The 24,915-nt window shown below is 62.8% G+C and carries 22 protein-coding genes and 2 pseudogenes; 8 read left to right on the top strand and 16 right to left on the bottom strand.

The genetic code is table 11. From position 1 onward, the window contains the following. Positions 1-32: 32 nt before the first annotated feature. From ABSY17_RS01470 to ABSY17_RS01490, 5 genes are all read right to left on the bottom strand, one after another. Positions 33-953 carry an ABC transporter permease gene (locus ABSY17_RS01470; RefSeq protein ID WP_378941462.1) on the bottom strand — a complete coding sequence of 307 codons (921 nt, stop codon included), beginning with the start codon at positions 951-953 and terminating at the stop codon, positions 33-35. Next, a complete protein-coding gene (locus ABSY17_RS01475) occupies positions 953-1,849 on the bottom strand; it encodes an ABC transporter permease (RefSeq protein ID WP_378941464.1) in 897 nt (298 codons plus the stop codon). The genes ABSY17_RS01470 and ABSY17_RS01475 overlap by 1 nt, the downstream gene beginning before the upstream one ends. Next, positions 1,846-2,445 (bottom strand): ANTAR domain-containing response regulator, encoded by a 600-nt coding sequence (locus ABSY17_RS01480; RefSeq protein WP_378941467.1) that lies wholly within the window; start codon positions 2,443-2,445, stop codon positions 1,846-1,848. Before ABSY17_RS01480 ends, ABSY17_RS01475 begins: the two co-directional genes overlap by 4 nt. Then, positions 2,442-3,611, bottom strand: coding sequence for a transporter substrate-binding domain-containing protein (locus ABSY17_RS01485; protein ID WP_378941470.1), 1,170 nt, complete (start codon positions 3,609-3,611; stop codon positions 2,442-2,444). The genes ABSY17_RS01480 and ABSY17_RS01485 overlap by 4 nt, the downstream gene beginning before the upstream one ends. A 606-nt stretch (positions 3,612-4,217) precedes the next feature. Next, a complete protein-coding gene (locus ABSY17_RS01490; RefSeq protein ID WP_378941472.1) occupies positions 4,218-4,385 on the bottom strand; it encodes a hypothetical protein in 168 nt (55 codons plus the stop codon). A 286-nt stretch (positions 4,386-4,671) separates the two neighbouring features. Here ABSY17_RS01490 and repA point away from each other — a divergent pair, with 286 nt between their 5' ends. From repA to repC, 3 genes are all read left to right on the top strand, one after another. After that, the gene (repA, locus tag ABSY17_RS01495) at positions 4,672-5,865 is read left to right on the top strand and encodes a plasmid partitioning protein RepA (protein ID WP_378941475.1); all 1,194 of its coding nucleotides are present in this window, start codon (positions 4,672-4,674) and stop codon (positions 5,863-5,865) included. Then, positions 5,865-6,896, top strand: coding sequence for a plasmid partitioning protein RepB (repB, locus tag ABSY17_RS01500; RefSeq protein ID WP_378941477.1), 1,032 nt, complete (start codon positions 5,865-5,867; stop codon positions 6,894-6,896). The genes repA and repB overlap by 1 nt, the downstream gene beginning before the upstream one ends. A gap of 155 nt (positions 6,897-7,051) precedes the next feature. Beyond that, a complete protein-coding gene (repC, locus tag ABSY17_RS01505; protein ID WP_378941479.1) occupies positions 7,052-8,260 on the top strand; it encodes a plasmid replication protein RepC in 1,209 nt (402 codons plus the stop codon). Between the two features lie 32 nt (positions 8,261-8,292). On the opposite strand, the gene ABSY17_RS01510 is transcribed toward repC, so the two are convergent. After that, positions 8,293-8,535, bottom strand: coding sequence for a WGR domain-containing protein (locus ABSY17_RS01510; protein ID WP_378941481.1), 243 nt, complete (start codon positions 8,533-8,535; stop codon positions 8,293-8,295). 254 nt (positions 8,536-8,789) lie between these two features. Between ABSY17_RS01510 and ABSY17_RS01515 the strand changes: the two genes are divergently transcribed. The 5 genes from ABSY17_RS01515 (at position 8,790) to ABSY17_RS01535 (ending at position 13,707) form a co-directional block, all read left to right on the top strand. Continuing rightward, on the top strand, positions 8,790-9,023 hold the full coding sequence (locus tag ABSY17_RS01515) for an AbrB/MazE/SpoVT family DNA-binding domain-containing protein (protein ID WP_378941484.1): 234 nt from the start codon (positions 8,790-8,792) through the stop codon (positions 9,021-9,023). After that, on the top strand, positions 9,020-9,424 hold the full coding sequence (locus ABSY17_RS01520; protein WP_378941486.1) for a type II toxin-antitoxin system VapC family toxin: 405 nt from the start codon (positions 9,020-9,022) through the stop codon (positions 9,422-9,424). Before ABSY17_RS01515 ends, ABSY17_RS01520 begins: the two co-directional genes overlap by 4 nt. Positions 9,425-9,636: 212 nt before the next feature. Continuing rightward, positions 9,637-10,668 carry an alcohol dehydrogenase AdhP gene (gene adhP, locus ABSY17_RS01525; RefSeq protein WP_378941488.1) on the top strand — a complete coding sequence of 344 codons (1,032 nt, stop codon included), beginning with the start codon at positions 9,637-9,639 and terminating at the stop codon, positions 10,666-10,668. Positions 10,669-11,606: 938 nt separating this feature from the next. Next, positions 11,607-12,170 carry an outer membrane protein gene (locus ABSY17_RS01530; protein ID WP_378941490.1) on the top strand — a complete coding sequence of 188 codons (564 nt, stop codon included), beginning with the start codon at positions 11,607-11,609 and terminating at the stop codon, positions 12,168-12,170. A gap of 160 nt (positions 12,171-12,330) precedes the next feature. Then, on the top strand, positions 12,331-13,707 hold the full coding sequence (locus ABSY17_RS01535; RefSeq protein WP_378941493.1) for an aminotransferase class I/II-fold pyridoxal phosphate-dependent enzyme: 1,377 nt from the start codon (positions 12,331-12,333) through the stop codon (positions 13,705-13,707). A 69-nt stretch (positions 13,708-13,776) separates the two neighbouring features. Here ABSY17_RS01535 and ABSY17_RS01540 read toward each other — a convergent pair whose 3' ends face one another. The 10 genes and pseudogenes from ABSY17_RS01540 to ABSY17_RS01585 all read right to left on the bottom strand — a co-directional run bounded on the left by ABSY17_RS01540 (position 13,777) and on the right by ABSY17_RS01585 (position 24,914). After that, positions 13,777-14,664 (bottom strand): UTP--glucose-1-phosphate uridylyltransferase, encoded by an 888-nt coding sequence (locus tag ABSY17_RS01540; protein WP_378941495.1) that lies wholly within the window; start codon positions 14,662-14,664, stop codon positions 13,777-13,779. A gap of 17 nt (positions 14,665-14,681) precedes the next feature. After that, positions 14,682-15,869: a polysaccharide pyruvyl transferase family protein gene (locus ABSY17_RS01545; RefSeq protein WP_378941715.1), complete on the bottom strand. Its 1,188-nt coding sequence runs from the start codon at positions 15,867-15,869 to the stop codon at positions 14,682-14,684. Between the two features lie 7 nt (positions 15,870-15,876). Further along, a pseudogene (locus ABSY17_RS01550) lies at positions 15,877-16,482 on the bottom strand (glycosyltransferase); the annotation flags it as partial. A gap of 185 nt (positions 16,483-16,667) precedes the next feature. Beyond that, the gene (locus ABSY17_RS01555; RefSeq protein ID WP_305335607.1) at positions 16,668-16,886 is read right to left on the bottom strand and encodes a hypothetical protein; all 219 of its coding nucleotides are present in this window, start codon (positions 16,884-16,886) and stop codon (positions 16,668-16,670) included. Further along, positions 16,883-17,647 carry an IS21-like element helper ATPase IstB gene (istB, locus tag ABSY17_RS01560; RefSeq protein WP_304833932.1) on the bottom strand — a complete coding sequence of 255 codons (765 nt, stop codon included), beginning with the start codon at positions 17,645-17,647 and terminating at the stop codon, positions 16,883-16,885. The genes ABSY17_RS01555 and istB overlap by 4 nt, the downstream gene beginning before the upstream one ends. Further along, complete coding sequence (gene istA / locus ABSY17_RS01565) at positions 17,634-19,151, bottom strand: IS21 family transposase (protein ID WP_378940750.1); 1,518 nt, start codon at positions 19,149-19,151, stop codon at positions 17,634-17,636. Before istA ends, istB begins: the two co-directional genes overlap by 14 nt. A gap of 835 nt (positions 19,152-19,986) precedes the next feature. Continuing rightward, positions 19,987-20,703 (bottom strand): annotated as a pseudogene (locus tag ABSY17_RS01570) (glycosyltransferase); the annotation flags it as partial. Then, a complete protein-coding gene (locus tag ABSY17_RS01575) occupies positions 20,700-22,769 on the bottom strand; it encodes a hypothetical protein (RefSeq protein WP_378941497.1) in 2,070 nt (689 codons plus the stop codon). The gene ABSY17_RS01575 and the pseudogene ABSY17_RS01570, both read right to left, overlap by 4 nt. A gap of 143 nt (positions 22,770-22,912) precedes the next feature. Continuing rightward, entirely contained in the window at positions 22,913-23,647 is a 735-nt protein-coding gene (locus ABSY17_RS01580) for a hypothetical protein (RefSeq protein ID WP_378941500.1), read from the bottom strand. After that, positions 23,637-24,914, bottom strand: a complete 1,278-nt coding sequence (locus ABSY17_RS01585) for a glycosyltransferase family 4 protein (protein ID WP_378941502.1) — start codon at positions 24,912-24,914, stop codon at positions 23,637-23,639. Before ABSY17_RS01585 ends, ABSY17_RS01580 begins: the two co-directional genes overlap by 11 nt. Position 24,915: the final 1 nt, after the last annotated feature.

A 24,915-nucleotide genomic window follows, 5' to 3' on the forward strand; every position in this document is an offset into this window, starting at 1 on the left:
CCGGAGTTGCTTGTTGTTGATGGAAATGGGTTTCACCTGAGCTTGATGCGTGGATCGACCAGAGGTGCGATCAGGTCGGCAAGCAAATTGCCGAGCACGATGGCAAAGGCCGAGACGAGCGTGACGCCCATGATGATCGGGATGTCGATGCGCTGGATCGCCTGCCAGGCAAGCTGGCCGATGCCGGGCCAGCCGAACACGCTCTCGACCACGACGATGCCGGACATGAACAGGCCGATGTCGATGCCGATCATGGCGATGATCGGCAGTATGGCGTTGGGAATGGCATGGCCGAACAGGATCTTGGCCCGCGTCAGCCCCTTGGCGCGCGCCGTGCGGATATAGTCTTGCCGGAGCACGTCGAGCAGCGACGAGCGCATCATGCGCGAATACCAGCCCGCGCCGAGGAAACCGAGGGTGATTGAGGGCAGCACCAGATGGGCGAAAGTACCGTAGCCGCCGATCGGGAACCAGCCGAGTTGCACGGCAAAGACGTAGAGCAGCAGGATGCCGATGACGAACTGCGGCGCCGACACGCCGACGAAGGAGAAGATCATCAGCGCATTGTCGGTATTGGTGCCGCGCTTGAGCGCCGCGATGACACCCATCGTCAGCCCAAGCAGCAGCTCGCAGAAGATGGCGCCGACCATCAGGAGCAGGCTGGCCGGCAGGCGCGACCAGATCAGCTCAGCCACTTCGGTCTTCTGCAGGTAGGAGCGGCCGAGGTCACCCTGCACCAACCCGCCGAGATAGCGCAGATATTGCTGGTGGAAAGGCAGGTTCAGGCCGAGCTGCTCGCGGATGTTCTCCACCGTCTGCGGGGTCGCGCTGCGTCCGGCGATCTGGCGCGCGGGATCCGCCGGCACGAGGTAGAGAAGCACGAAGGTGACCAGGCTGATGCCGAGCAGGATGAGTGCCGTCTGCAGCAGTCGTCGGGAAACATAGGCGAGCATCAGTGGTGGCCCTGCTGTGTCGGGTCGAGAATGTCGCGCAGCGCGTCGCCGACCAGGTTGAACGCCAGCGCCAGCAACAGGATTGCAGCACCCGGTATGAAGACCAGCCATGGTGCGCTGGTGAAGTAGGTCTGGTTCTCGAAGATAATGTTGCCCCAGGAAGGGATCGGTGGCTGGACGCCGATGCCGAGGAAGCTCAGCGTCGCCTCGAGCAGCACGGTGGTGGCGATGCCGAGCGTCGCCCAGACGATGATGGTCGAGACCTGGTGCGGCAGGATGTGACGCAGCATGATCCGCATGTGGCCCGCGCCCATCGCACGCTCGGCGTCGATGAAGTCGCGTTCGGAAAGCGAGCGCGTCTCGGTGTAGATGACGCGCGCGATCTGCACCCAGTTCACCATGGCGATCACCATGGCGACGATCCACAGCGAGGGCGTGAAGATGGCAGCGAGCACGATCGCCAGAAGAAGCGCCGGGAAGGCCATCATCAGGTCAGTGAAACGCATCAGCACCGTCTCGACCCAGCCGCGGAAATAGCCGGCACAGATGCCGACGACCGCGCCGATGAACACGGCGGTACCGTTGGCGACGATGCCGATGATCAGTGACGTGCGGGCACCGTATATAAGCCGGCTAAGTAGATCGCGACCAACCAGATCGGTGCCGGCCCAGAATTTGGCGTCGGGCGGCAGCGGCGCGCCTTCGAGGCTGAGCCCTTCGAAGAACTGCTCATAAGGATCATGGGGAGCGAGCCATGGCGCGAAAACCGCCGCAATGACCACGACCGCAATGATGATAAGGCCGAAAACTGCCAGCGGGCGACGGATGAGCCGGCCCCAGACACCCCTCGTCGGGGCATGCGCTACTTCGACCGGCGTCGTTTCGAGGATCGTCATCTTGCTGCTCGTTCCTCGCTGAAGGACTCGATGAGGCGGGTGGCGGCGGCTTCCAGTGTCTCGCGGTCGGCCATTGCCATCAGGCGCAGCTGCTGGAAGGCGGCGCGGGCGCTGATATTGTCGCGAACCATGATGAAGGCGGTGGCCTCGGCAAGGATTTCGCGGCTTTCGAGGCGGGCGCGGAGCCCTGCGACCTCGGCGGCGAGTGCGTTGCGCCGGGCAAAGGCATGGCAGGCGGCAACCAGCGCACTGTAAAGTCCGGCGCTGCCGATGGGTTTCAGGAGCTGCGCGTCGGCGCCCTGGTTCATTGCCCAGGACACGCGCCCGGGCGCCTCGCTGCCGATCAGCGCGATCGTCGGCATAGGGGCTTCGCCGGGGTTCCAAGGGAACTGCCCGTCATAGCCCATGTCGGCATCGATCAGCACCACATTGAACGTGCTGATATCCGGCAGGTCGGTCGCCTCCGGCCAGCAATGCACGGCGGCAACGCCGATGCGCTCGAACTGCAACATGATGGCGTCGACATTGGGGTGGGCCTTGTGCACCACTAGGGCACGCCAGCCCACGAAGGAAGGTGTCGGTTTTGGTGTAGTCATTGGACGACCCTCAGATGAGTGCCCCTGGACGAAGCCTTGGCATCGCTGCCCGGCACGCCCAGCTGCGTGCGCGTCAGGAACGGGTCGGGCTCGATCGCCTGCAGCGCCTGATGCACGACCTCGAAGCTGCCGTCGGCGCGAGCCCGGCCAATATGCGCCGGCATCAGCACATGGTTGGTCCTGCCATCGACGCGGCTTTCGCCGAAGGGCGAGGAAAACGGTTCGGCCTTGGCCGCCGCCAAGACCTCGGCGATGGCGTCGGTGCCGGCCTCGCGTATCGCCTTGGCTATCAAGAGCACGCTCGCATAGCTTTCGGCAAAGAATGCGGTCACCGGCGCGGTACCGGCGCGCCCGCCGACCGCCTTGAGAAAGGTCTCGTTGGCCTCGGTTCGCAGCGACTGGAAATAGCAGCTCACGGTGTAATGGCCGGCGATGGCATCGCCGACCAGCGACGCTTCGCTTTCGTAGAGATTGCAGCTCAAGATGGGGCGCACGTCGGCCGCAAAGGCTGGGTCGGCCAAGCCCAGTTCGTGATAGGCCTTGAGGAAGGCATAGGAAGAAGGCCCGATCAGGTTGTTGAGGACGAAGCTCGGCCTCTTCGCCCTGATCTCGGCGATGATGTGATAGATGTCGACGTCGCCGATCGGCACGTAGCGCTCGCCCAGCACCTCGCCGCCCGAATGGTGGAGCACCTCGCGGGCGATCCTGTTTGTCTCCCAGCCCCATATGTAGTTCGAGCCGACCAGGAATGCATCCCTACCGAAGCGCGGCACGATGTAGTCGAGGAGAGGTAGCAGATGCTGATTGGCGCAGGCAGCGACATAGACGACGTTCTCGCTCGCCTCGAAGCCCTCATAGACGCACGGGTACCAGAGCAGCGCGTCGGCCTTTTCGACGACGGGAATGACTTCCTTACGGCTCCACGAGGTGATGCAGCCGACAACATGGCGCAGACCCGTCTGCCGGATCATGTCCCGGCACAGGCTGGCGTAGCGATCCGTATTGCCCTCGGGGTCGGCAATGGTTGCCGTCAGTTCGAACGGAAAGAGGCCGCTGCCATTGACTTCCGCAATTGCCGCCAACGCGCCATAGAAGCCTTGCTGGCCCGGCGCCCAGTAGGGGCCGGTTCGCGAGAACAAGAGGCCGATCGGTATCGACTTTCCCATCTTGGAGTAAGCTAGCTCCCAAACGCAAACAGCCTCGCTCACGGAAACAAAATTCCGGAACAAGGCCCAAATGCCATAGATTATTAGGTTGTGCCCCTATCTTCCGGTCTCTTGATTGCGAGTCAAGCAGATTCTCATACATCTGCCTGCGACCGATCGGATGCGGTGCCGGCTTCGGCGCCGCAGCGTGACCCTATACGGAATTCAGTGTGCCGCCCAAGGATCCGAGGCTCGGACATGGTCACGTCCGGGAAGGTCGGACCGGATGGACAGTAAAACAATGCGGGGAAGCGGGTGGCCTCGACTGCAAACGCTCGCCGCTGGCGCGGGCCTAAGTTGGTCCTCGCCCGCAAGCCACAAGCGTTCAGGACATCGGGGTCGATCGCAGTCATTTCGCGGCCGCCGGCCAACTTGGCAAGCAACTGCCGTCTGCAATCGTGCGCCCGATGTCGGGCGCCAATCGGTTGTGCTGGAGTCGAGCGAGGCGATTGATCGGCGGCGTCGCGTTTGGTTGCAATGCGGCCTATGCCAATTGTGTATGCGGGGCCAAATCGGCAGGCCTTTGGCGTGTCGGTCCGAGGTCTGGCGGGCAGCCAGTGCACCCCGCTAGCCACGCACGGCCTGGATGAGGCGCTCGGACTTGCGCTCGGTGTTGGGCACGTTGGGTCTGGTGCGGGCGTGCTTGAGACCAATGTCGCGACAGGCGTCGCGGTGCGCGCCGCAGCACCATTGTCGGTCACGGCGCGGGTGACGATGGCCCCCAGGTTTGGTCAATAGGCGATCGCCTTGAGGCCGACCCCTCGGCCATACCGCCACACAGGGCACCTTAATCCGACGAATTGATGCGACGCAATCTTCGGGAATGCGTTGTCCGCGGGCAACTGTTGTTGGTCGCGCCCACCTCATCTTGTTCGCATTGGTGCAGGAGGTTGTCCGCGGACAACCGGAGCCTCGAAAAGATCTATGGTTAAGCGTTTGTATATTCTTTACGAATCGGGCCATATTGTAACTGCGCAGTTTGCGTGATTTTTGCACCAATTGCGCAGTTCGAGGATTCGGGATGTTACAGACTACAATTCACGCCACCGAGCAGGAGCATTTGCCGTCCATGTTGTCGGCGGATTCTCAGGAGTTGTCACGCCAGCTCCAGCTGCATCAGCAGAAGATTTTTCCTCCGACGTCCCAAAAGACCATTCGGCAATTCACGCCTGCGGAAGCAGCCTACTACATTGGCATCGGCGAGGGATACCTGAGACAGATTGCGTCCGAGGGGCATGGCCCGGAGCCGCTGGCTAACGGTCGGCGAATGTATGCGCCCCATGACATGGATCGGATCCGGCAGGGTCTCGATGAAAAGAATGGGGCACCGAAATACGTGCCGAACCGCCGTCCTGGCGAAAAGCTCCAGGTCATTGCGGTAATGAACTTCAAAGGAGGTTCGGCGAAAACCACGACCTCTGCCCATCTTGCCCAGTATATGGCTCTCAGGGGTTACAAGGTTCTGGCGATCGATCTCGATCCGCAGGCTTCGTTGTCCGCACTGTTTGGTCACCAGCCCGAGCTTGATGTGGGGGAGGGCGAGACACTGTACGGCGCGATACGCTACGACGATCCGCGCCCGATCGCCGACATCGTGCGGGCGACCTACACGCCCAATCTGCACATCGTGCCCGGCAATCTTGAACTGATGGAGTTCGAGCATGAAACCCCGAAGGCGATCACCTCGGGGTCGGCGGAATCGATGTTCTTCGCACGCATCGGCGAGGTCCTGACTACGGTCGAGAGCCTGTACGACGTGGTCATCATCGACTGTCCGCCTCAGCTCGGTTTCCTGACGATGTCGGCCCTGTGTGCCGCGACGTCTGTCCTGATCACCGTTCATCCCCAGATGCTCGACGTGATGTCGATGAGCCAGTTCTTGGCGATGACGAGCGAGTTGATGTCCGTGGTCGAGAGGGCAGGGGGGCGTACGAGCTATGACTGGATGCGTTATCTGGTCACCCGCTTCGAGCCGAACGATGGTCCGCAGAGCCAAATGACTGGCTTCATGCGTGCGATTTTCGGCAACCGCATGCTCCAGAATCCGATGCTGAAGTCCACAGCTGTTTCGGATGCCGGCGTAACCAAGCAGACGCTCTACGAAGTCGAGCGAGCCCAGTTTACCCGCGGCACCTATGATCGTGCGATGGAGTCCCTGAACCTGGTCAATTCGGAGATCGAGGGCCTGCTGAAGTCCACTTGGGGGAGAAAATAATGGCCCGCAAGAACCTGATCGAGGTTTCAGATGGGCCTGCTCCGGCAACTGGAGCACCCGAGCCTTTCACGGTCTCGCGACCGATCGCGGGCTTTGTGCCTCCAGCTACTCGGAGTGCAGTTCCCGTCGGCGGCATCACAAAGACGCTCGGAAACATTACCCAGAAGGTCGAGCGGGCCCAGGATCTCGAGCGCCAGTTGGCCGAGGGGCATATGGTTGTCGAAATCGACCCTGCATTGGTGGATGGTTCATTTGTCAGTGATCGCCTCGGCATTGATGCCTTGGAGCTTGCTCAACTCGTAGATCAGATCAGAGACCACGGACAACAGGTGCCGATTCTCGTTCGCCCGCACCCGGTGTCCAAGGGACGTTATCAGGTCGCCTATGGTCACCGTCGCCTGGCGGCTATCCGGGAACTGGGCCTCAAGGTCCGTGCTGTCGTGCGCGATCTTTCCGACGAGCAGTTGGTGGTTAGCCAGGGCCAGGAAAACAATGCGCGGACGAACCTTTCCTATATTGAAAGGGCACTGTTTGCTGTGCGACTGGAAGAGCGCTCATTCTCCAGAGACGTCATCATGTCGGCGCTTGGGGTCGACAAGGCCGCCTTGTCCAAGATGATCAGCGTCGTGCGCCAGATTCCGGTCGAACTGGTCGAAGCCATCGGTGCTGCACCGGAAGTAGGGCGCAGGCGGTGGATGGAACTGGCCGATCTCCTACCGAAGGCCAAGGTGCAGGACCTGCTTGCGATCCTGTCGCAGGGCGCAATGAAAGCTCAGTCCAGCGATCAACGCTTTCAGGCCGTTGTCGATGCGCTCACCAGCAAGCCCGAGAACAAGACGAAAGCTGGCAGCTTCGAGACTTGGGCTGCGGAAGACAAATCGGTTCGCGTTGTCGCGACCTCGAACGGCAAGGGCTATACGCTGGCCCTGAAGGACAAGGATGCCGCCAGGTTCGGCGGCTGGATCTCGGCAAATCTTGAAGAACTCTACGGGGCCTTCAGGAAGTCGGAAAAGACAGAAACAGGAGCTTAACCCGCAAAAGAAAAAGGCCCCCAAACGTCGCCGTCGTGGAAGCCCTTCTCATCGGTTTAGCAGCTAGAGAATCGCATTTCCTCGAATCACTGTCAAGAGTCGCGGCGCCGCTTTGGCGAGCAGATTTCTTTTGCCTGATTTGAAGGCGAAGGAAAATGGAGACGCACATTTCGACGACGCCCTTTGGGCGGCGGCCGCTGACGCTTGCCATGATGGCGGGGCAGATGGCGGCAGGCGGCTGCGCGCCTGGCGCCAGCGCCAACAAGTGGCAGGTGTTTCGCGCCGTCTGCGAGGCCAAGGGACTGCTGGGGGCGAGCGATCGCGCGCTTGCAGTGCTCAACGCACTGTTGAGCTTCCACCCCGACAGTGATCTCGTGGCAGGGGAGGGGCTGGTGGTATTTCCCTCCAATGCGCAGCTGGCACTGCGGGCGCACGGCATGGCGCCGGCGACGCTGCGGCGGCATCTTAGCGTGTTGGTCGACTGCGGCCTCGTCGTCCGCCGCGACAGCCCCAATGGCAAGCGTTATGCCCGCAAGGGCTTTGACGGCGCCATCGAGCAGGCCTTCGGCTTCGACCTGACGCCGCTTTTGGCGCGGGCTGCAGAATTCGAGCGCATGGCGGAGGCCGTCAGGGCCGAGCGGCGGGCCTTGTTGCTGGTGCGCGAGCGCATCACCATCCTGCGCCGCGACATCGCCAAGATGATCGCCTTCGGCCTCGAGGAGGGCATTGCCGCCGACTGGCAGCGCCTGCATCTGGAGTATCGCGAGATCGCTTCGCAGATTCCGCGCACCGCCAGCCGCCTCGAGCTCGAGCCGATCGCCCAGGAGCTTGCCGTGCTTGCCCAGGAGGTGCGCAAGGCCCTGGAAAGTCACGTTAATTCTGAAGAAACAAGCGCCAATGAGTCTCATTTCGAGCGCCACATACAGAATTCAAATACACACCCTCATGAACTTGAACCCGGCCTCGAAGAAGACCAGGGCGCGACCGTTGCGATAAAACTGGAAACCAGGAGCCTGCCGCCGACGGGATATCCGCTTGGCATGGTGCTGCGCGCCTGCCCCGACATTGCCGACTATGCTCGCAACGGCATTTCCGGCTGGGGCGAGCTGGTGGAAACGGCCAATCTGGTGCGTGGCGCGCTTGGCGTAAGCCCTGACGCGTGGAACCAGGCCTGCGAGGCGATGGGGGCGGTCGATGCCGCGATCATGGTGGCGGCGATGCTGCAGAAGGGCGAGGCGATTTCGAGCCCCGGCGGCTATCTGCGCAGCCTGACGGCCAAGGCCAAAGCCGGCGACTTCTCGATCGGGCCGGTGCTGATGGCGCTGCTGCGCGGCAGGGGAGGGGCCCAGGCCAGGGCAGGATGACGCGCATGTCCAATTGCGCGGAGTTCCCTCGCTCAGTGCCGGTAGCCGCGCCGCAGTTTCGTGTCACGGAGCGCGGCAAGGGCGGCTTCGGCGGCGGTCAATTCGGCAAACAGCTCGATCTTTTGACGGCCACGCGTGCCGATGCGCCCCCATTGGCGCACCAGCGCAACGTCGCCGAACAGTGTCGGCTCAAGCGCCAAGGCGTAGAAGCGTGCCATGTTGCGCTCGGCATCATGGCGGTAAATGACGAAGCTGTTGGCGTAGTGGTGCTGCATGGCGCCAGATTGGCGGGGCAGGGCAGACCCGTCCAATGCAATGTTGGAATCGGTCCAACCAAACCGATTCATGTGGTTGATGGGTAACCGGGCTTGCTGTTTGAGCGAAGGGCGGGTTCTGCATCGGTCGCGAACTAGGGCTTCGGACTTGCCTCACGATGGCTGACCGAGAGGGATCCAAACGATCCCAGGATTGACATTTCGCACCCAAAGTAATACCAATTTGTATTCAGGTATTACCTAGGGTGACATCGATGAGCACAACGGTTACAGCGAAAGGGCAAGTCACCATTCCAAAGCGGGTCCGCGATCTGCTGGGGATTGTGCCGGGCAGCAAGGTTGATTTCCGTCGGGCAGCAGACGGCAGCGTTGTCCTAATGCGGACGGACCAGGCGCGTGCGGCGAGCCGCTTCGCTAAATTGCGCGGGCACGCTGGCGAGGGACTCGATACCGACGCAATCATGGCTTTGACGCGTGGCGAAGCGTGACGCTGGTCGACACCAACGTTCTGCTGGATCTTGTCACCGACGATCCGAACTGGGCCGATTGGTCGATTTCCCAGCTTGAGGCAGCGAGCCTTGATGGACCGCTGTTCATCAACGACGTAGTCTACGCCGAATTGGCCGTGCGATATGACCGCATCGAAGCGCTCGACAGCTTCCTCGACCAAGCTGGTCTCGAAATGTCGCCTATGCCGCGAGCCGCGCTATTTCTTGCCGGAAAGGTTTTCACGCGATATCGCAAGTCGGGCGGGTCGCGGACCGGCGTACTGCCCGACTTCTTCATCGGCGCTCATGCAGCAGTCGGCCAGCTTCCATTGCTGACACGCGATGTCGGCCGATACCGGACCTATTTTCCTTCGCTGCAGTTGATTACACCGCACAGCTAACCGCATTTAGCCCCACAGGCTCGATTTTCTGTCCAAAAAATATGGGCCGGGACCGGTCCCCGAACGCAAATGCTTGCCCGGCGCCAAAGGACGGCCGTCTCTTGAAAGCCGTACCCTTCGCTCTAGTTGCCGAGGCTGAGAGCACTCCCAGTGTCTGCGGCCCATGACCTCGCGTGCAGGTTGGGCCTCACAACGAGTTGCGGAGATTGTCCATGGTCAAGGCAACGATGAAGGCGGCGGTCGTGCACGAGTTCGGCAAGCCGCTGCAGATCGAGGAGGTGCCTGTCCCTTCGCCGGGACCCGGCGAGATCCTGGTCGAGGTGAAGGCCTGCGGCGTGTGCCACACCGACTTGCACGCGGCAGCCGGCGACTGGCCGGTCAAGCCAGCGCTGCCTTTCATCCCCGGCCATGAAGCGACAGGCATCGTGGTTGCGGTGGGCGCTGGCGTGTCCGATCGAAAGATCGGCGACGCCGTTGGCGTGGCCTGGCTGCACGACGCCTGCATGCGGTGCGAATATTGCGAAACCGGCTGGGAGACCTTGTGCGAGCAACAGCACAACACCGGCTACAGCTGCAACGGCGGCTTTGCCGAATATGTCATCGCTTCCGCCCCCTTCGCCGCCAAGCTTCCCGCCGATGTCGATTTCATCGCCATGGCGCCAATCCTGTGCGCTGGTGTCACCACCTACAAAGGCCTGAAGGAAACCGAGGCGCGCCCGGGCGAATGGGTTGCCATTTCCGGCATCGGCGGTCTTGGCAACGTTGCGATCCAATATGCCAAGGCGATGGGGTTCAACGTTGTCGCCCTCGACATTGCCACCGACAAGCTCGACCTGGCGCGACGCTCGGGCGCCGATATCGCAATCGATGCCCGTTCGGCTGATGCCGTTGCCCAGGTCCTTGACGTTACCAAGGGCGGTGCCAATGGCATTCTGGTCACCGCAGTCTCCCCACCCGCGTTCGGCCAGGCCCTGAAGATGGTCCGTCGCAAGGGCACTGTCAGCCTGGTTGGCCTGCCGCCGGGGGATTTTCCGGCGCCGATCTTCGATGTCGTGCTGAAGCGCATCACCATACGCGGTTCGATCGTGGGCACACGTCGCGACCTCGACGAGGCCATCGCCTTTGCCACTTCGGGCAAGGTGCGCAGCCAGATCACCAAGGCGAGGCTCGAAAACATCAACGACATCTTTGCAAAGCTCGAGCACGGCAAGATCGAAGGCCGAATGGTCCTGGATTTCTCCTAGATCACGGCAAGCCCACCTATCCCGGCTGTCTTGGTGGCACAACGGCGACTCCGCCATGTTGTCTCGGTCGGCACCATGCCGTCTTTCGCATCCAGTCATGGGCTCGAACATCGGAGCATCCCAACCCGGTTTGCGCATTGCGTTGGTGCGGCCGCAGGGCTCTTTGGAAGGGCGCATGTGGTCCGCTGTGAGGCGCCTTTGGTGAATGGGCCTCGAAAATCGTAGCTATCGATAAGGACGTGTTATCGAAAGTGAGATGGCCGGAGCGGGGCCGTCCGGCTGGGCCAAGCAAAGGGCGCAATCGCTTTGGGATGTGGGCTTTTGGCCAGGGGAATCAAGGGGTTGAAAGGTCGTGACCGGGGCGGCGCCGGCCGGGCGCGGGGGGCGGATGGGCTGGCCGTGGCGCAGCGCTGGGCAAGTGGGGATAGCCGCGAGCATAGTTCGAACGGATACCCCACGTCGCATGGCTTTGCCGCGAACGCCGGCTGTGTTCACGAAGAGACGTGTTGCTCGGTGATCAGCCGGTCAGTTCCCATATCGCAATTGGCCCCGGGCCGGCTTCTTTGCGCTTCCGTTCAACTGTTCAACTTCGGGCATCACTGCGCTTCGTGGCAAGTTAAGGCGACGGTACCGGAGCTTTGGTGGCAGTTGGAAACTCGTGAACAAGTTTCCGGCGACGCAAAAATGCTGGCCATATCCCGTTGCCAGCATGCCTGACTATGATATATTGTATTATACATATTGAATTTAGTTTTGGAAAATGCGGCTGATTTAGAAGTATTGCTTTGTGACTATGATGATATCTGTTTTGTATTTCGGAATATTTGTCATGAACAATACTTAAAGGAAAATTAATTACCCTTTCCATTGTCACTTGAAAGCAGCATGCAAGACCGTCTACTTGGAGCTCATTTGTGTTGAGTCGACCAAGGTAAACGATGAAAGCTCATGTTTTCGGCATTTTCACTTTAGTGCTTTCGGCCAATGCGGGCGAGGCGGCCGACCTCGTCGGGCAGCCGGCGGTTGACTGGAGCGCACCCTATGTTGGCATCTCGGCCGGCTATGGCTGGCTTCGCGATGCCGACCGCCAGTTTGCGCCGCCGCTCCGTTCGTCCGGAGATGATGTCGTCTTTGGAGCCCACGCCGGCTATCTCCATCAGTTCGGCGCCTTCGTTCTGGGAGGCGAGGCCGAGTACACGCGGATCGACATCAATTTCGAAGGCTTCCCCATTGATGTCGAAGGCGCTTTCTCGGCCAAGGCTCGTGCCGGCTTCGCTTTCGATCGCCTGCTGCTCACCGGTCACGCCGGGGCCACCTACATCACCACCAATATCGGCCTCGAGGACTGGGGCTGGGTAGCGGGTATGGGGGCCGACTATCTCTTGAGCGACAATCTCGTCGCTGGCGTGAGCTGGGACCACATGCAGTTCGAACGGTTCGACGGAACGCTGATCGACGGCCAGCTCGATCTCGTGAAGGCACGGGTGAGTTTCAGGTTCTAGAGCGTTTTGCAGCCAGACGGAATCGTCTGGCGTCGCACAAATGCGGCTAAGAAAGTGGATGGAGCGGCGGAATTTGCATTCGTCAGAATGCCCGTCGCTCCAGGGATCGGCGAGGACGCTTCGCCCGCGACCTTCGCACCGAACGAGAGACACGTCGCTGATGAAATCAATACCCAAGGCTGCACTGTCCGGAAGCCTGAAGGATTATCGCGCGCCGAAGAACAGCGGCCTCATGGCGCGTGCCGAAAGCTTCTTCAGCTGGCAGGATCTCCGCCGTCAGCATGGCCTATGGCCTTACGCCCGGTCGACCTCATCCGCGCCCCGGCCGCGGTCGGACATCATGAGCGACGCAGGGGAGGCCAGCTCAGGCGTCAATTTCGCCTCGCAGGACTATCTCAGCCTGTCCTCCCATCCCCGGATAAAGGCAGCGGCGAGGGCGGCGATCGACGATTACGGCGTCCACAGCGCCGGGTCGGCTGCCCTGCTCGGCAATACCGCCAACTCACTGCAATTGTCAGCAGCCCTTTCGGAATTTGTCGGCGGCCGCGAGGTCGTGCTCTATCCGACCGGATGGGCTGCCGGATATGGCGCCATCCAGGGCTTCGTCCGTTCGCACGACCATGTCGTGATGGACATGCTGGCGCATTCCTGCCTCCAGGCGGGAGCATCGGCCGCCACCCAGAAGGTGCACTACTTCCGGCATCTTGATCAGGATGCGCTGGTCCGCAAGCTGGCGAACATTCGCGCGGCGGACACGCAAAACGGCATTCTGGTCGTGACCGAGAGTCTTTTTTCGATGCATTCGGACACCCCTGACCTCAGGGCGCTTCGAAATATCTGTGACGCCCATGGGGCCAGCCTGCTGGTCGACTGTGCTCACGATTTCGGCTGCATGGGCGAGGATGGCCTTGGCCGCATCGGCGAGCAGGCAATGCTCGGCGACATAGACATCATCATCGGCAGCTTCTCCAAGACCTTCGCCTCCAACGGTGGCTTTGTGGCGGTCAAGACACGAGCCGCGGCCGAATATCTGAGATACTACAGCGCGCCCCACACATTCTCGAATGCGCTGTCGCCGGTCCAGGCGGCCACGGTGCTGGAAGCGCTTGCGATCATCCAGTCGGGCGAAGGCAAAGAGTTGCGGCGCAAGCTCTACGACAACGTGGTTCATCTGCGTGAAGCCATGGCGCGCTCCGGCCGCGAGGTGCTGGGGGAGCCTTCTCCCATCGTGCCGGTTCGCGTCGGCGGCGAAGCGCTGGGGCGGCTGGCCTCGAAATATCTCTCGATATACGCGGGAATTGCCAATCTGGTGGAGTTTCCGGCCGTCCCATTGGGACAGTCGCGATTCCGCTTCCAGGTCATGGCAGCACATACGGCCGAGGACATCGAGGCCATGGTCGCCGCCTTCAATCGCGCGATGGACAGCGCGGCGGCGGAGTTGGATCAGATACAGGGCGAAACCGGCGCCCAGCAACTGGCTATTCCTGCGGCCGACCAGGCGCTGACCGCGTTGAACGATACTCCGACCGAAGCCTGACGCCGGCGGCCTGCCTTCGGCCGCCGGGTTCATCCGGTGACCCACTGGAATGGGTCGCCGACAGCATGATCATGCCACCGCGCGCCGTGCCGAGTAGAGGGCATCCATCGCGAGCCTGATGTGAGGGGCTAGATCAGAGCGCGCTGCCGCCATGTGCAGGTTGGCGGTCACGAAGCCGGCCGGGGCGCCGCAATCGAAGGTGTGGCCGCAGAACTCGAAGGGCCGGATGTCCTGGGTTTTCAGCAGCGTGAGCATGGCGTCGGTGAGCTGGATCTCACCGCCCGCACCCGGCGCCTGCCGCTCGAGGATGGCGAAGATTTCAGGCTGCAGGATGTAGCGCCCGGAAATGTAGAGATTGCTGGGCGCAGTGCCGGGGGCAGGCTTCTCCACCAGCCCGGTCACGAGCTGGCCATCGCCAGTGTGCTTGAGCGAGACAATGCCGAACTTGTGGGCGTCCTCGGAAGCACATCTCTCCACCGCGATGACGTTGTCGCCATGGCGTTGATGGAGATCGACCATGGATTTCAGGCATGGCCTGTCGGCAACCATGAGCATGTCGGGCAAAAGCACCGCGAATGCCTCGTCGCCGACGATATGACGGGCCGTCCAGACCGCGTGGCCGAGACCTCGTGCCTGCTGCTGTCGCACGAAGGAAATCGTCCCGGCGCCTGGCGTGTCCTGCGCGATCCGGTCGGCCAAAGGCTGCTTTCCGGCATTGCGCAGGCTGACATCGAGCTCGAAGGCGTGATCGAAATGGTCCTCGATCGCGCCCTTCATGCGCCCGGTGACGATGATCACATGTTCAATTCCCGAGGCGAAGGCCTCGGCGACGATGTAGTCGAGCAAGGGGCGGTCGACGATCGTCAGCAATTCCTTGGGGATGCTCTTGGTCGCGGGAAGCATGCGCGTCCCGAAACCAGCGGCAGGAATGATGGCCTTGCGGATCTTCTGGTGCATGGTGGTAGCCCTCCGGTTCATGCGATTTTGCGGATTGAAGTGCCCGAGGTGTTGCCGGTGTCGATCATCCTGTGAGCGACGCCGTTTTCGGTGAGGAACCGGTGCATCTCGCCATAGATGTGGCGCCAGGAGCAGTTATATTGATCAAATCGGGGCTGATCAAAGTATTCGTCAAGACGAAACTCTTTTGCGCTGAAGACGTCGAAGCTGGGAATCTGGAATGTTTCCGCGAACTCGACCGTTCTGCTGTCATAAGTGAAGTAGATGGAGGGGGTGCCGTTGGCGAGCGCCATCAGGTTGCCGTGCAGGCGATAGCCCAGGACCAGGTCCAGCGAGCGCACGAGTTCTTCGTAGTCGGCAACGACATCGGAATAGAACAGTCGTTCGCGATAGAGCCGCACCATCTGCTCGTCGAGATACCAGGAGGCGGCCCATGGGTGCGCCCTCAAGGCATCCATTGCATCACCTCGCTGCGCCTCCGTTCCCAGGACGAGCTTCTTTTCCTCGACTTCCCCTTGTGCCATCAGCACCGCATCAAAGCGGCGGGCCATGGTTTTCACCAGGTCGCGGTGGAAGGTCAGGTATCGCTTTATGTCCTTGGCGTAGTCGGCGGAGACTTCGCGGCGGATGGTAATGCCGACCTTCCGGACGTTATCCAGCGGGGGGAGCTTGATGCGCAATTCGGGGTCGTTGCGGCGAAAGGCCGTTGGGCAACCGATGATGCGGGTGTTGCGAATGCCGATGTCCCATAGCACTTGCGCCGTGTAGCGGCCGCGCACCCCGATGGACGTGGTCGAGTCGGCCATGAGATGGAGTAGCTCGTGGCTTTGGTTCGAGAGCTGGATCTTGCCCTTCGATGGTGCCTGGGCGCCGATACCGAAGCCGATAATGGGCAGGCCAAGCCGCTTCAGGATCGGAACGGCCTGCTCCCAGTTCATGGAGTTGTGGATGTAGTTGGACCCACGCAGGAAAACATAGTCATACTCGTCGCGTAGCCGATCAACGAGGTCAGGGTTGAATGCCGAGATCTCAAGAACGCCAAGCTTGTCGTAGCTCAGAAGCTTCAGCGAAGAATCGAAGACAAAAGCATCTCCGATATTGTGATAGCTGTTGATGCTTCTTTGAATGTCATGGTGCTGGTACCAGCGGACGTTGTCGCGCCCGTATACCTCGCCGGAGGGAATCATCACGAGTACGCGTGTCATGGGCTGTCTAACCCGCTTTTGGAAGGTGGGTGGCCCGCTGGGCAGCAGCGTTGCCATGCTTCTCTTGCAGTAGCCGGCGGTAGAGCTCGACATGGTCGCGGGCGCAATCGATGTGGCCCGTCGGCTGCCTCATCGAGGCCCGTAGCCGGTCCCAGGCCTGGGGATCGCTCATCACCTCGGCCATGCGATCGGCGAGATCCTGCGCGCTGCCTGCACGGAAATGCAGTCCATCCTTTCCGTCCCACACCTTCTCGGCCATGCCGCCAATGTCGGAGCAGATGATGGGCCTGCGGTGGTGCAGCGCTTCCTGGATCACCAGCGGCGAGTTTTCCCACCAGGTGGACGGCATCACGACCCAATCCACCGAGCCGATCAGGCGCGGCATGTCGGCGTTCTGGTAGGCGCCGTAGAAGCGCACGCGGCGGCCCGCGTCGTCGATGAGCTTGGTCAGGCGTGTCTGGAAATCGGGCGGCTGGCGCTCGAGATTGCCGCCGTAGATCATCAGGCAGGCATCGTCGCCCCAGATGTCCTCGGGCACCCGCGAGACCGCGTCGATCAGCACGTCGACGCCCTTGAACGGCGTCAATTGGCCGAAATAGGCGAAGCGGTTCCGGCTGTTAGCGGCGGTCTAAACCCGCGTAAATCTGGCGGCGGCAAATGGTGGCGGAATATGGTGACGGAATCCGGTGGTCATTTGTGGCGGCGGATTCTGGTGGCGGCTTTCGGTGCTGAGTGCGCCACCAACAGCAAGGGCCCCGTCAGGGGCCCTTGCTGTTGGCGTGGGAGATTCGTCGTTGTTCAGAACGGCAACTCCGGGTCAAAGTCATCCAGCGATTCACTGGTCACGCGCTGCTCGCGCAGCAGGTTCTGGATGACCCGGCCGTAGTGGGTCCAGACACGATCACGCAGATCATCAAGCAACTCCATCACCGCCAAGGCCTGCTCTGGTGTCCAGGTGTCGTCCACCGTGAAGGGCAGCCCACGGCGCAGTCCTGAAGGCGGGTGCCACGGCTTCATGCCGCCTCCTTCGACGGTTTGCGCTTTGCGGTGCGCGCCCTGGCGCGTTCTTGTGCCTCCTTGTGCCGGTACGACTGACCCTTGATACCGACAATTTCGGCGTGGTGGACCAGGCGGTCCACGAGTGCGACCACGCAGGCCGCGTTGGGGAACACTTCACCCCACTCGGCAAACGATTTGTTCGTGGTGATCAGCGTGCTCTTGTGCTCGTGGCGCCGGCTGATCAACTCGAACAGCAGATCGGCATAGCGGCTGGAATACGACAGATACCCGACCTCATCAATGGCCAGGAGCTCTGGCCTGGCGTAGTGGCGCAGCCGGGTGCGCAGTGCCGAATCGCTGTCCAGACTGGCCAGCTCGCCCAGCAGCTTGCCCGCGGTGGTGAACACGACGGTGTGTCCCTGCAACACCGCCTGGTGCGCAATGTTCTGCGCGATCGTGGTCTTGCCGACCCCGGAGGGCCCCACCAGGATGGCGTTGCTGGCGTTTTGCAGGAACTGCAGCGTCATCAGCTCGCTCACGCTGGCCTGGTCAATCTGCTCGGGCCAGCGCCAGTCGTAATCCACCAAGGGCTTGAAGCGCCCGATGCGCGCACTGTGCAGGCGCCGCTCCATGGATCGGCGGGTTCTCTCCTGCTCTTCCCAGTCCAGCAATGTGCCCACCCAGGGTTCGGTGCAGCAGGCACTCCAGTTGGCCAGCACCCCGTGCAGTTGCAACGCCTGGGCGCGGTGTTTGAGTGTGGCCGAATCAGTTGCTGGCATCGTCACTCTCCTGTGTGAGACGGTCATAGCCGTCCAGGCTGTGGGGGCGCACGGCGATGTCGCGCGCGCGCACCTGCGCGGACAGGGCCACGCCCAGCGGTGGCGGGGTTTGCTGCTGGCGCTGGCGTTGGCGTTGGCGTTGGTGTTGCAGCGCCAGACGAACCGCATGGGGGTGCGGTACACCGCGGCTTATGGCATCGGCGACGGCGGCCGTCATCTGCGTGCGTCCATGCACATCCAGGAGTTCCTGCAACTCACGGGCGATGCGCCCCAGCGGCTCGCCCCGCTTGGCCGCCTCTGTCAGCAAGTCCTGCACCTGAGGCAGCGCGTGCACCAGGCGGTCCGTGTCGCGATGGGCTCGCGCGGCTCGCTTGTGCTGCACCAGTTCCTGCACATGGGCCTCGATCTCGATCTGCTGAGCCTTGTCCCAGCAACGCGGGTGCGTGGCCAGTGCCTGCTGGCCGTCCAGAATACGCACCTCATGCAGGCTGGCGTGCACGCTCAGGCTGCGCTGTACGTGGGTGTGGGGGATGGAATAGTCGTTCAGGTCAAAGCGAACATAGGGTGTCTTGGCCGCTGTCACGCCGCGGATCTCATCGCAACAAAACGGTGTGACCGGGATGTCCATCAGGTGCGCCTTCTCTTGGTCAAAGGCCTGCTGCACCGACAGCTGGGAATCCTCGGGGCAGCGCCGAGCGCTGGCTGCCCCGTTCACCCAGGCATCGGCCTGGGCATTGAGATCGTCGAGGCCGTCAAAGGTGCGTCCCTCGAAGAAGGCCGTGCGGATGTAGCGGATGGCCCGCTCCACGCGTCCCTTCTCATTGCCCCGGGCCGGGGCCACGGGCCTGGCCTCGAAGCGGTAATGCGCCGAGAGTGCCAGCAAGGTGGGATTGAAGCGGATGGCCGGCCCCCTGCGTTCGAGCACCGCGCTCTTGAGGTTGTCGTACAAGACGACCCTGGGAACGGACTCCCAGGATTCAAAGGCCTGGACGTGGCCGCGCAGGAAGTTCTCCATGTGCGCGCCCAGGAAGAAGCGCAGGAAGATGCGTCTGGACCAGGACAGGACCATCACAAAGGCCATCAGGGGTCGCCTGGCTTGCCCGATCTGGATGTGGCCGAAGTGGCCCCAGTCGCATTGCCCCTGTTCACCGGGCAAGGTGCGCAGGCGCAAGTAGGCCTGTGCTGGGGGGCGTGGACGGTGCCTGGCGACGATGTGGCGAAAGTGGTCGGGGCGTCCCTCGTAACCGCGCTCGGCGACCATGGTGTGCAACCGGCTGGCCGTGAGGTTGGGGAACTGCTTCAGGGTCTCTTCAATAAAGGGCAGGTAGGGGCTCACGCCCGAGGTGCGTTGTGCGGGCACTATGGGGGCGGCGCCGGCCTGGGTGAGCACGCGCATGACGGTCTCGCGGTGCACGCCCAGCTGGGACGAGATCGTTCCCACCGGCCAGTGCTCGGCGTGGTGGTAGCGCAGGATCTGCGCCGTGAGTTCAGGTGAAATGGCCATGTGAGTCGGTACTCCATACGGATGGTTTCGATGGGCGACGAAAGCGGCAACGCAAATAGTCCAGGCGTACAAAATTCGAGACCGAACGGCCGCAAAAGAGGCATTGGCAGCGTTGACTTGCGTCCGGGATCAGAGCGGTTGTTTCGCCGGGTGGGAGTACATCAGCGCAGGGCGGTGGTGGGCTACCCTGATGCGTCACTGTTTGCTGGCGCGCCCTCCATTGCCCCTGGCGTCTGGCGTGAGCGTGACGGCCCTTGCGGCTGTCCTGGTAGCGTTTGCCGGCTGCGCGCTGGGCGCCACTTCTGGCCTGGTGCGAGCAGGCCGCGCTGCAGTAGCGCTGGCCGCGGTCGCAGTGGCTGCAGATGAGCACAGGGCAGCGGCACAGGGCGCACACAAAGCGTCTGGGCGGTGGTGACGGCGCGGGCTGGGCAGTGGGCATGGACGCTCCATTCCCATGCGTGGGCCCACGCTGCTGGACAGCCACGCCCGCTTCGTGAAATACTGACAGCGGCAACGGCGCCCTCCAAAGCGGGGGGTCTCGGGGCGCGACAGTGGGTTTACCGGAAATTTACTGTCACTGTCGCGCCTGCTTCTTACACAGGTAGGCGATATGTAACGCAAAAGACCAGCGCTGCGCCATACCCCTGCGCTGGCTCACTCCCGCCATCCCACGGCCACAGCAGGCACGCCCCCCCGGCACACCTCAGTGCCCTGCAGAACGGGCACCCCCCATTCAACTCAAAGGAAGTTCAAGGCATTCAGCTGACTGCCGCGGATGACCGCGTCCGACTGCTTGCCGACACCAGATTTACGCGGAAACTGACCGCCGCTAACACCGGCAGGGGCTACGGGGCGGAAGCTCGCGTGCGGGCACTACTTCACCCATTGTGATCCCGTTTTCGATGACCGTGAGCTTCTCCGCCTCGATCCCCCATTCGGCGTAGCGCTTGGCCAAAAACATGCTCGGAGAGACGAAAGCGTCGGCCAGTTCGAGCATGCCGCGCACGAACCGCTCGCGCTTGAGGAAATGCGACACGGGTATTTCGGGAAAGCATCCGTGGCAGGCGATGGGCGATGCCTGCCTGCAAAGCTGGCCGGTCGGCCGTTTTACCATCTGGCCATGGTTGTGGCAGATCGGCAGGTATTCATGGAATGTCACCAGGACGACCGACTGCGGCAGGGCCTCGCGCACCGCATAAAGCGCTTCCATCCCCAGGCCCAGCACATGATGGAAGTGAACGACATGGGGCCGGGCGTCGCGAACGAAGCGCACGAGGTCGCGCTGGAGAGCTTCGGTATCGCCATTCGACAGGAAGAAGTGGTTGTAGTCGTCGGCGTGGAACAGCAATTCGTCCTCGGTAGGACGAAGGCTCATGAGTGCCGAAGCACCATGCCGCGGAAAGGGTTGGCCGACGCGGGCGAGGTAGACCGATTCCACGTCGGGCAACGAATTCAGGCCCTGGTGCAGGTTGTGGGACGCGATTTCGGCGCCACCCAGCGCGAGCGCCGGATGGCCGTGCGAGACGACGAGAACCCGAAGCTGCTCGGTCATGCGCGGGCCTCCGATGGGGCTTTGTTGCCGGCAAGCCCAGATAAGCCGCTGATGTCGAGGATCTTGCGATCGATGCTCTCCACGAGCGCGCCCATCGCCGATGTGCCTGTGCTCGACGTCTCGTCGGAACCGAGCATCTGCACGGATGGCAGCCAGTACGAGGCCATGCCGCCGCGGCTGAGGCGAAGGCCGAGGTCCAATCCCTTTTCCCGAGAGCCGAGATATCCCCCTGCGAAGCCTCCGGTATCGAGGAGGGCCTCGCGCGGCATGACGCAGCATTCGAGCGACGCGGCCGTAACAGGCGACAGCTCCAGCTGCGTCACCGCACTGATGGGATAGCCTTCGTAGCGGCTTGCGGGCCAGGTCCCGGCCCAGCGGACAGAGTAGTCCTCATAGGCGAGGGTAGGGGAGATGATGCTGTTCTTGAGCGCCGCCTGGGTGTCGACAAGCTTGCGATACCAGCCGGCCTTGTTCGGCACCATCGACCCTGAAAGCAGGACCACTATGTCAGACGACAGTGCCCTCGCCCCCGCCTCGAGAAGGTCATAGGCGTCGCCTGCCTCTCCGGCCGAGACCAGCCTGAGCGAGAGCCCGTAGAACGAGGCGAGCTTCCCCATGCGGGCCACCAGCCGGTGAAAGCGCTCCGAAGGTACGACAAGGGCAATCGGCGCGCGCTTCGTTTCGGGGTCGATCGCCAGCAAGGCAAGAAGGGAGGCGATGCCGTGCTCGTCGTTTTCCCCGACGCTGATGATAATCGGCGGCCCGGCGGCCGCTTCGAAGGGACCCGGATCGATGACGGCCTCGACCGTTGGCGACACCCGTTCCGAGCAGCAGAGAAGCGGGACGATCTGGCGGTCTATGAGCTCCGGCAGTGCCCAATCGGATGGGTCGATGGCGCGCATCTGGCGTACCGCTGCGAGGCGGGCCGCGGTCCGCAAGGGCGAGAGCGGCATGAAGGCGCGGCGGGTGTCACGCAATGTGAGTTCCAGGTAGAGGGTCGAAGACGGATCGCCGTCCGCCAGTCGCGCATGGGCTACGAAGCCATGCCTGTAGCCGCCGTCGCCGAATGCGCGCGAGAAAGCGGGGTGGTCGGCGAAGGCATCGGTCACGTCGGGTCGGTCGAGCCGGCTCCAGCTGTCGTCGAGCCGTGTTTCGCCGTTGTGATGGCGCAACTTCACGCTTTGGACATGACCGCTTGGGTCAAGCAGCCAGCCGGAGACAAGAAAGCCCGCGCCGTCGACCTGGAATACGTCGTCTACGCCCATGCGGACCGGAAGGGGCAAGCTCGACACAGTCTCGGCGCCGTCGAAGCTGTTGGCCGCCGTGCGCAGGCGCAGCAGAGCTTGCGGGGTACTATTTGCCCGCAGCAGCACCGAGCGGACGTGGCCAGGTGTTTCCAGCGGTCCGGCAATCAGCTTGCGCGCGTGGACGGCCACATGGCGCCAGCCGTGGCGGCCGCGCCAGACGAGGCCCTCGATGCTGCCGGGACTGATCGGCCCGTCCGCATCGAGAAGGCCGGCGAAGGCCTGGGCTCCCTGGGGAATGTCCTGGCGTGCGTAGGCGGCAATGGCGCAGTCCACGACCAGGGGCCTGTCGCCGTCGGCCACAGCCCGGGCCATGCCGGGCATGACGTCGTGGGCCCAACCTTGCAGGAAAATCTCCCCGTCCGGGCCTTCGCCAAGCAACTCGATGTAGCCGCTGCTGCCATGCGCCGCCTTGACCAGGGCGACGATAGCCGACTGCCTGTGAGGGTCGGAAGGCTCGGCGATGAGCAAATCCGCCAGGGCATCGATGGTGGCGGCCAGTCGACTTCCGCATAGCTCGGCCAGCAGCGCGGCTGCTTCGTTCACCGAGACCGTCCGAGGCGTGAAGACGTAGCGCTTGGGCGCGCCTTCCTGCTCGAACTCCACGGTCGCGAATGCGCGATCGGTGCTTTTCGTGGGCAGCACGGCCGCGAAGCCGTGCGTGGCGCCCGGCCACGGCGTCGCCAATCGCCAGCTGACGATGGCGGCAGGCGAAACCTCGGCGGAATCGTCATTGAGCGTGGCCGGCGCCGCGTTGGGCATCGGACCGCCCGTACCTATTACGAGCAGGGCGGAACTGCCGATCGGGCAACCGGTAACCCTTCCGGCCCTGGGAATCCTGCCAGTGCGCCGGGGCGCGGCGGTCAGGGATGGGGGAGGTCCATTTTCCACTGTTTGCATGGTGCTCAGGTTCGCGCTAGGAGCGCCATGGCGGCGCCGGCCGCAAAACCCACCAGCACGAAAAGCAACAGCAGCAGCGGCTTCAACTCGCCGTTGGAGCGCTTCTGCAGTCCACTCAGGGACTTTTCCATCCCCGCCACCACGCCGTCGAGCCGCATCAGATGAACGTCGAGATCGTTCAGGCGCTGGGTGATCTCGGTGCCGAGGCTGGCAACGGCGGTGCTGATGTCGATGAGCTCGACGGTCTCCTCCTCGCCGGTATCGTCGATCTGCTGCGTGCGCATGACGGAGCGCTGGGAGATCTGCAGCTGCCGTTGCGCTGCCATCAGGACGTCCAGCCTGTCGAGGACCTTGGTGAGCGGTGCGGCGATCAGGGCTTCGGCGGCCTGCTCGTCGGGGCGGGGGACGCGTAGCGCCTGCTCGTTGTCCGGTCCGTTTACCGCCACCACGACGAGATCGGAAGTTCGCGAGGCCGCCGGCTCCGGTAGCGCGATCTCGAAGGCGTGCTTGCCGTCGCCGATGCCGTTGCGCAGCAGATCGGGACGATCGCGGTCGGCAGCCGCCTCGGCTATCGTCTTGCCGTCGAGGATTACGCGGATCGCCACCCGTCTGTGCGGCTCGGCAGGGTCGAAGGCCCAGCCGAAAACGCGGCCCTGGTCGATGGCGTCAACGCGGCCATTCACCGGCTTAGTGTTGTTCTGCTCGACCATTGCGCTTGGCCTCTCGGCACTAACAGGCATACAGCTGCTCCTCTGCTGCTTGGACACGTGCGGGCTCGATCGCCTCGATCAATTCGAGGTAGCGCCGAGCGGTCGTGTCGATGTTGTCGGGCTGGCGTGCGTTGCTGGAAAGCCTGTGCCGCAGTTCCGGCTCTTCGGCGATGCGACGCATCGCTGAGGCGAGCGCGCGCGGATCGTTGGGCGAAACCCCCAGGCCGTTGACGCCGTCTTCGACCAGTTCGGCCATGCCGCCGATGTTGCTGGCGATGACGGGCCGCCCTTGCGCCTGCGCCTCCTGGATGACGAGCGGCGCATTCTCCCACCAGATCGACGGCACGATCGTGCAGTCGACGCCGGCAACGAGCTCGGCGACGTCCTCGCGCCGATAGGACCCGCGCCTCTGCACCGTGGGTGCTGTGTCGCTGAAAAGGCGGTCGATCTCCGCGACAAAGGCTTCGCTTTGGAACGGGGTGCCGCCGTGGACGCGCAATTCGAAATCGAGCCCTTCGGCGATGAGCTGCCGGGCGGCCTCGAGCAGAACAGTCGCCCCCTTCCAGGGATTGAGATTGCCGAAATATCCAAACACCGTCGGACGTCCGGCGCCGCGAGGTGCGGCCGCAGGTGTGGATCGAAGCGGCAGGCCGTTGGGGATCACGCTGATGGCGTTCTCGGCAAGTTCCCAGTCGACGTAGCGTTGCCGCAGGAAGCGGCTCGGCGCGACGAAGTGGTCGACAGTGCTCAGCAGGGCCTTCAGGTGGCGCTCGCGCAGCGCGAACCGGTCGAGAGGAATGTTCTTGAAGCAGGCATGGCAGCGGTCCGGGCTCGCGACGTGGCAGAGTTCCTTGCCGTTGGTGCGGACCATCAGGCCGTCATGGTGGCAGATCGGATAGTAGTCATGGAGAGTCATGACAATGCGGCAGTCCGGCAGCGTCCGGCGGACGATGTGCGGGAACTCGGCGCCGATCAGCAGCAGGTGATGGATATGCACCACGTCCGGCCGGAAGTCGGACAGCAGTTCCACCAGATCCGGAACAACCCCGTAGAGGTCGACCTGGCTCATGTAGAAGCGGTCGAAGTGGCCGGACCACAGCAGCACTTCGTCTGCCGCATCGCCGAGCCCTTGGAAGCTCGTGCCGGGCCGGATCTGGCGATGGACCTGGTTCGTCGCACCGAGGAAGAGCGCCTCGTGGCCGGCGCGCTGGTAGGCGCGGAAAAGGTCGTGCGCGAAGATCTCGGTACCGCCTGGATGGAGGGCCGGATGGTTGTGCGCCACTACAAGGATGCGCATG

It is taken from the genome of Mesorhizobium sp. ANAO-SY3R2 (assembly GCF_042466635.1).
Classification (GTDB): Bacteria; Pseudomonadota; Alphaproteobacteria; order Rhizobiales; family Rhizobiaceae; genus Aminobacter.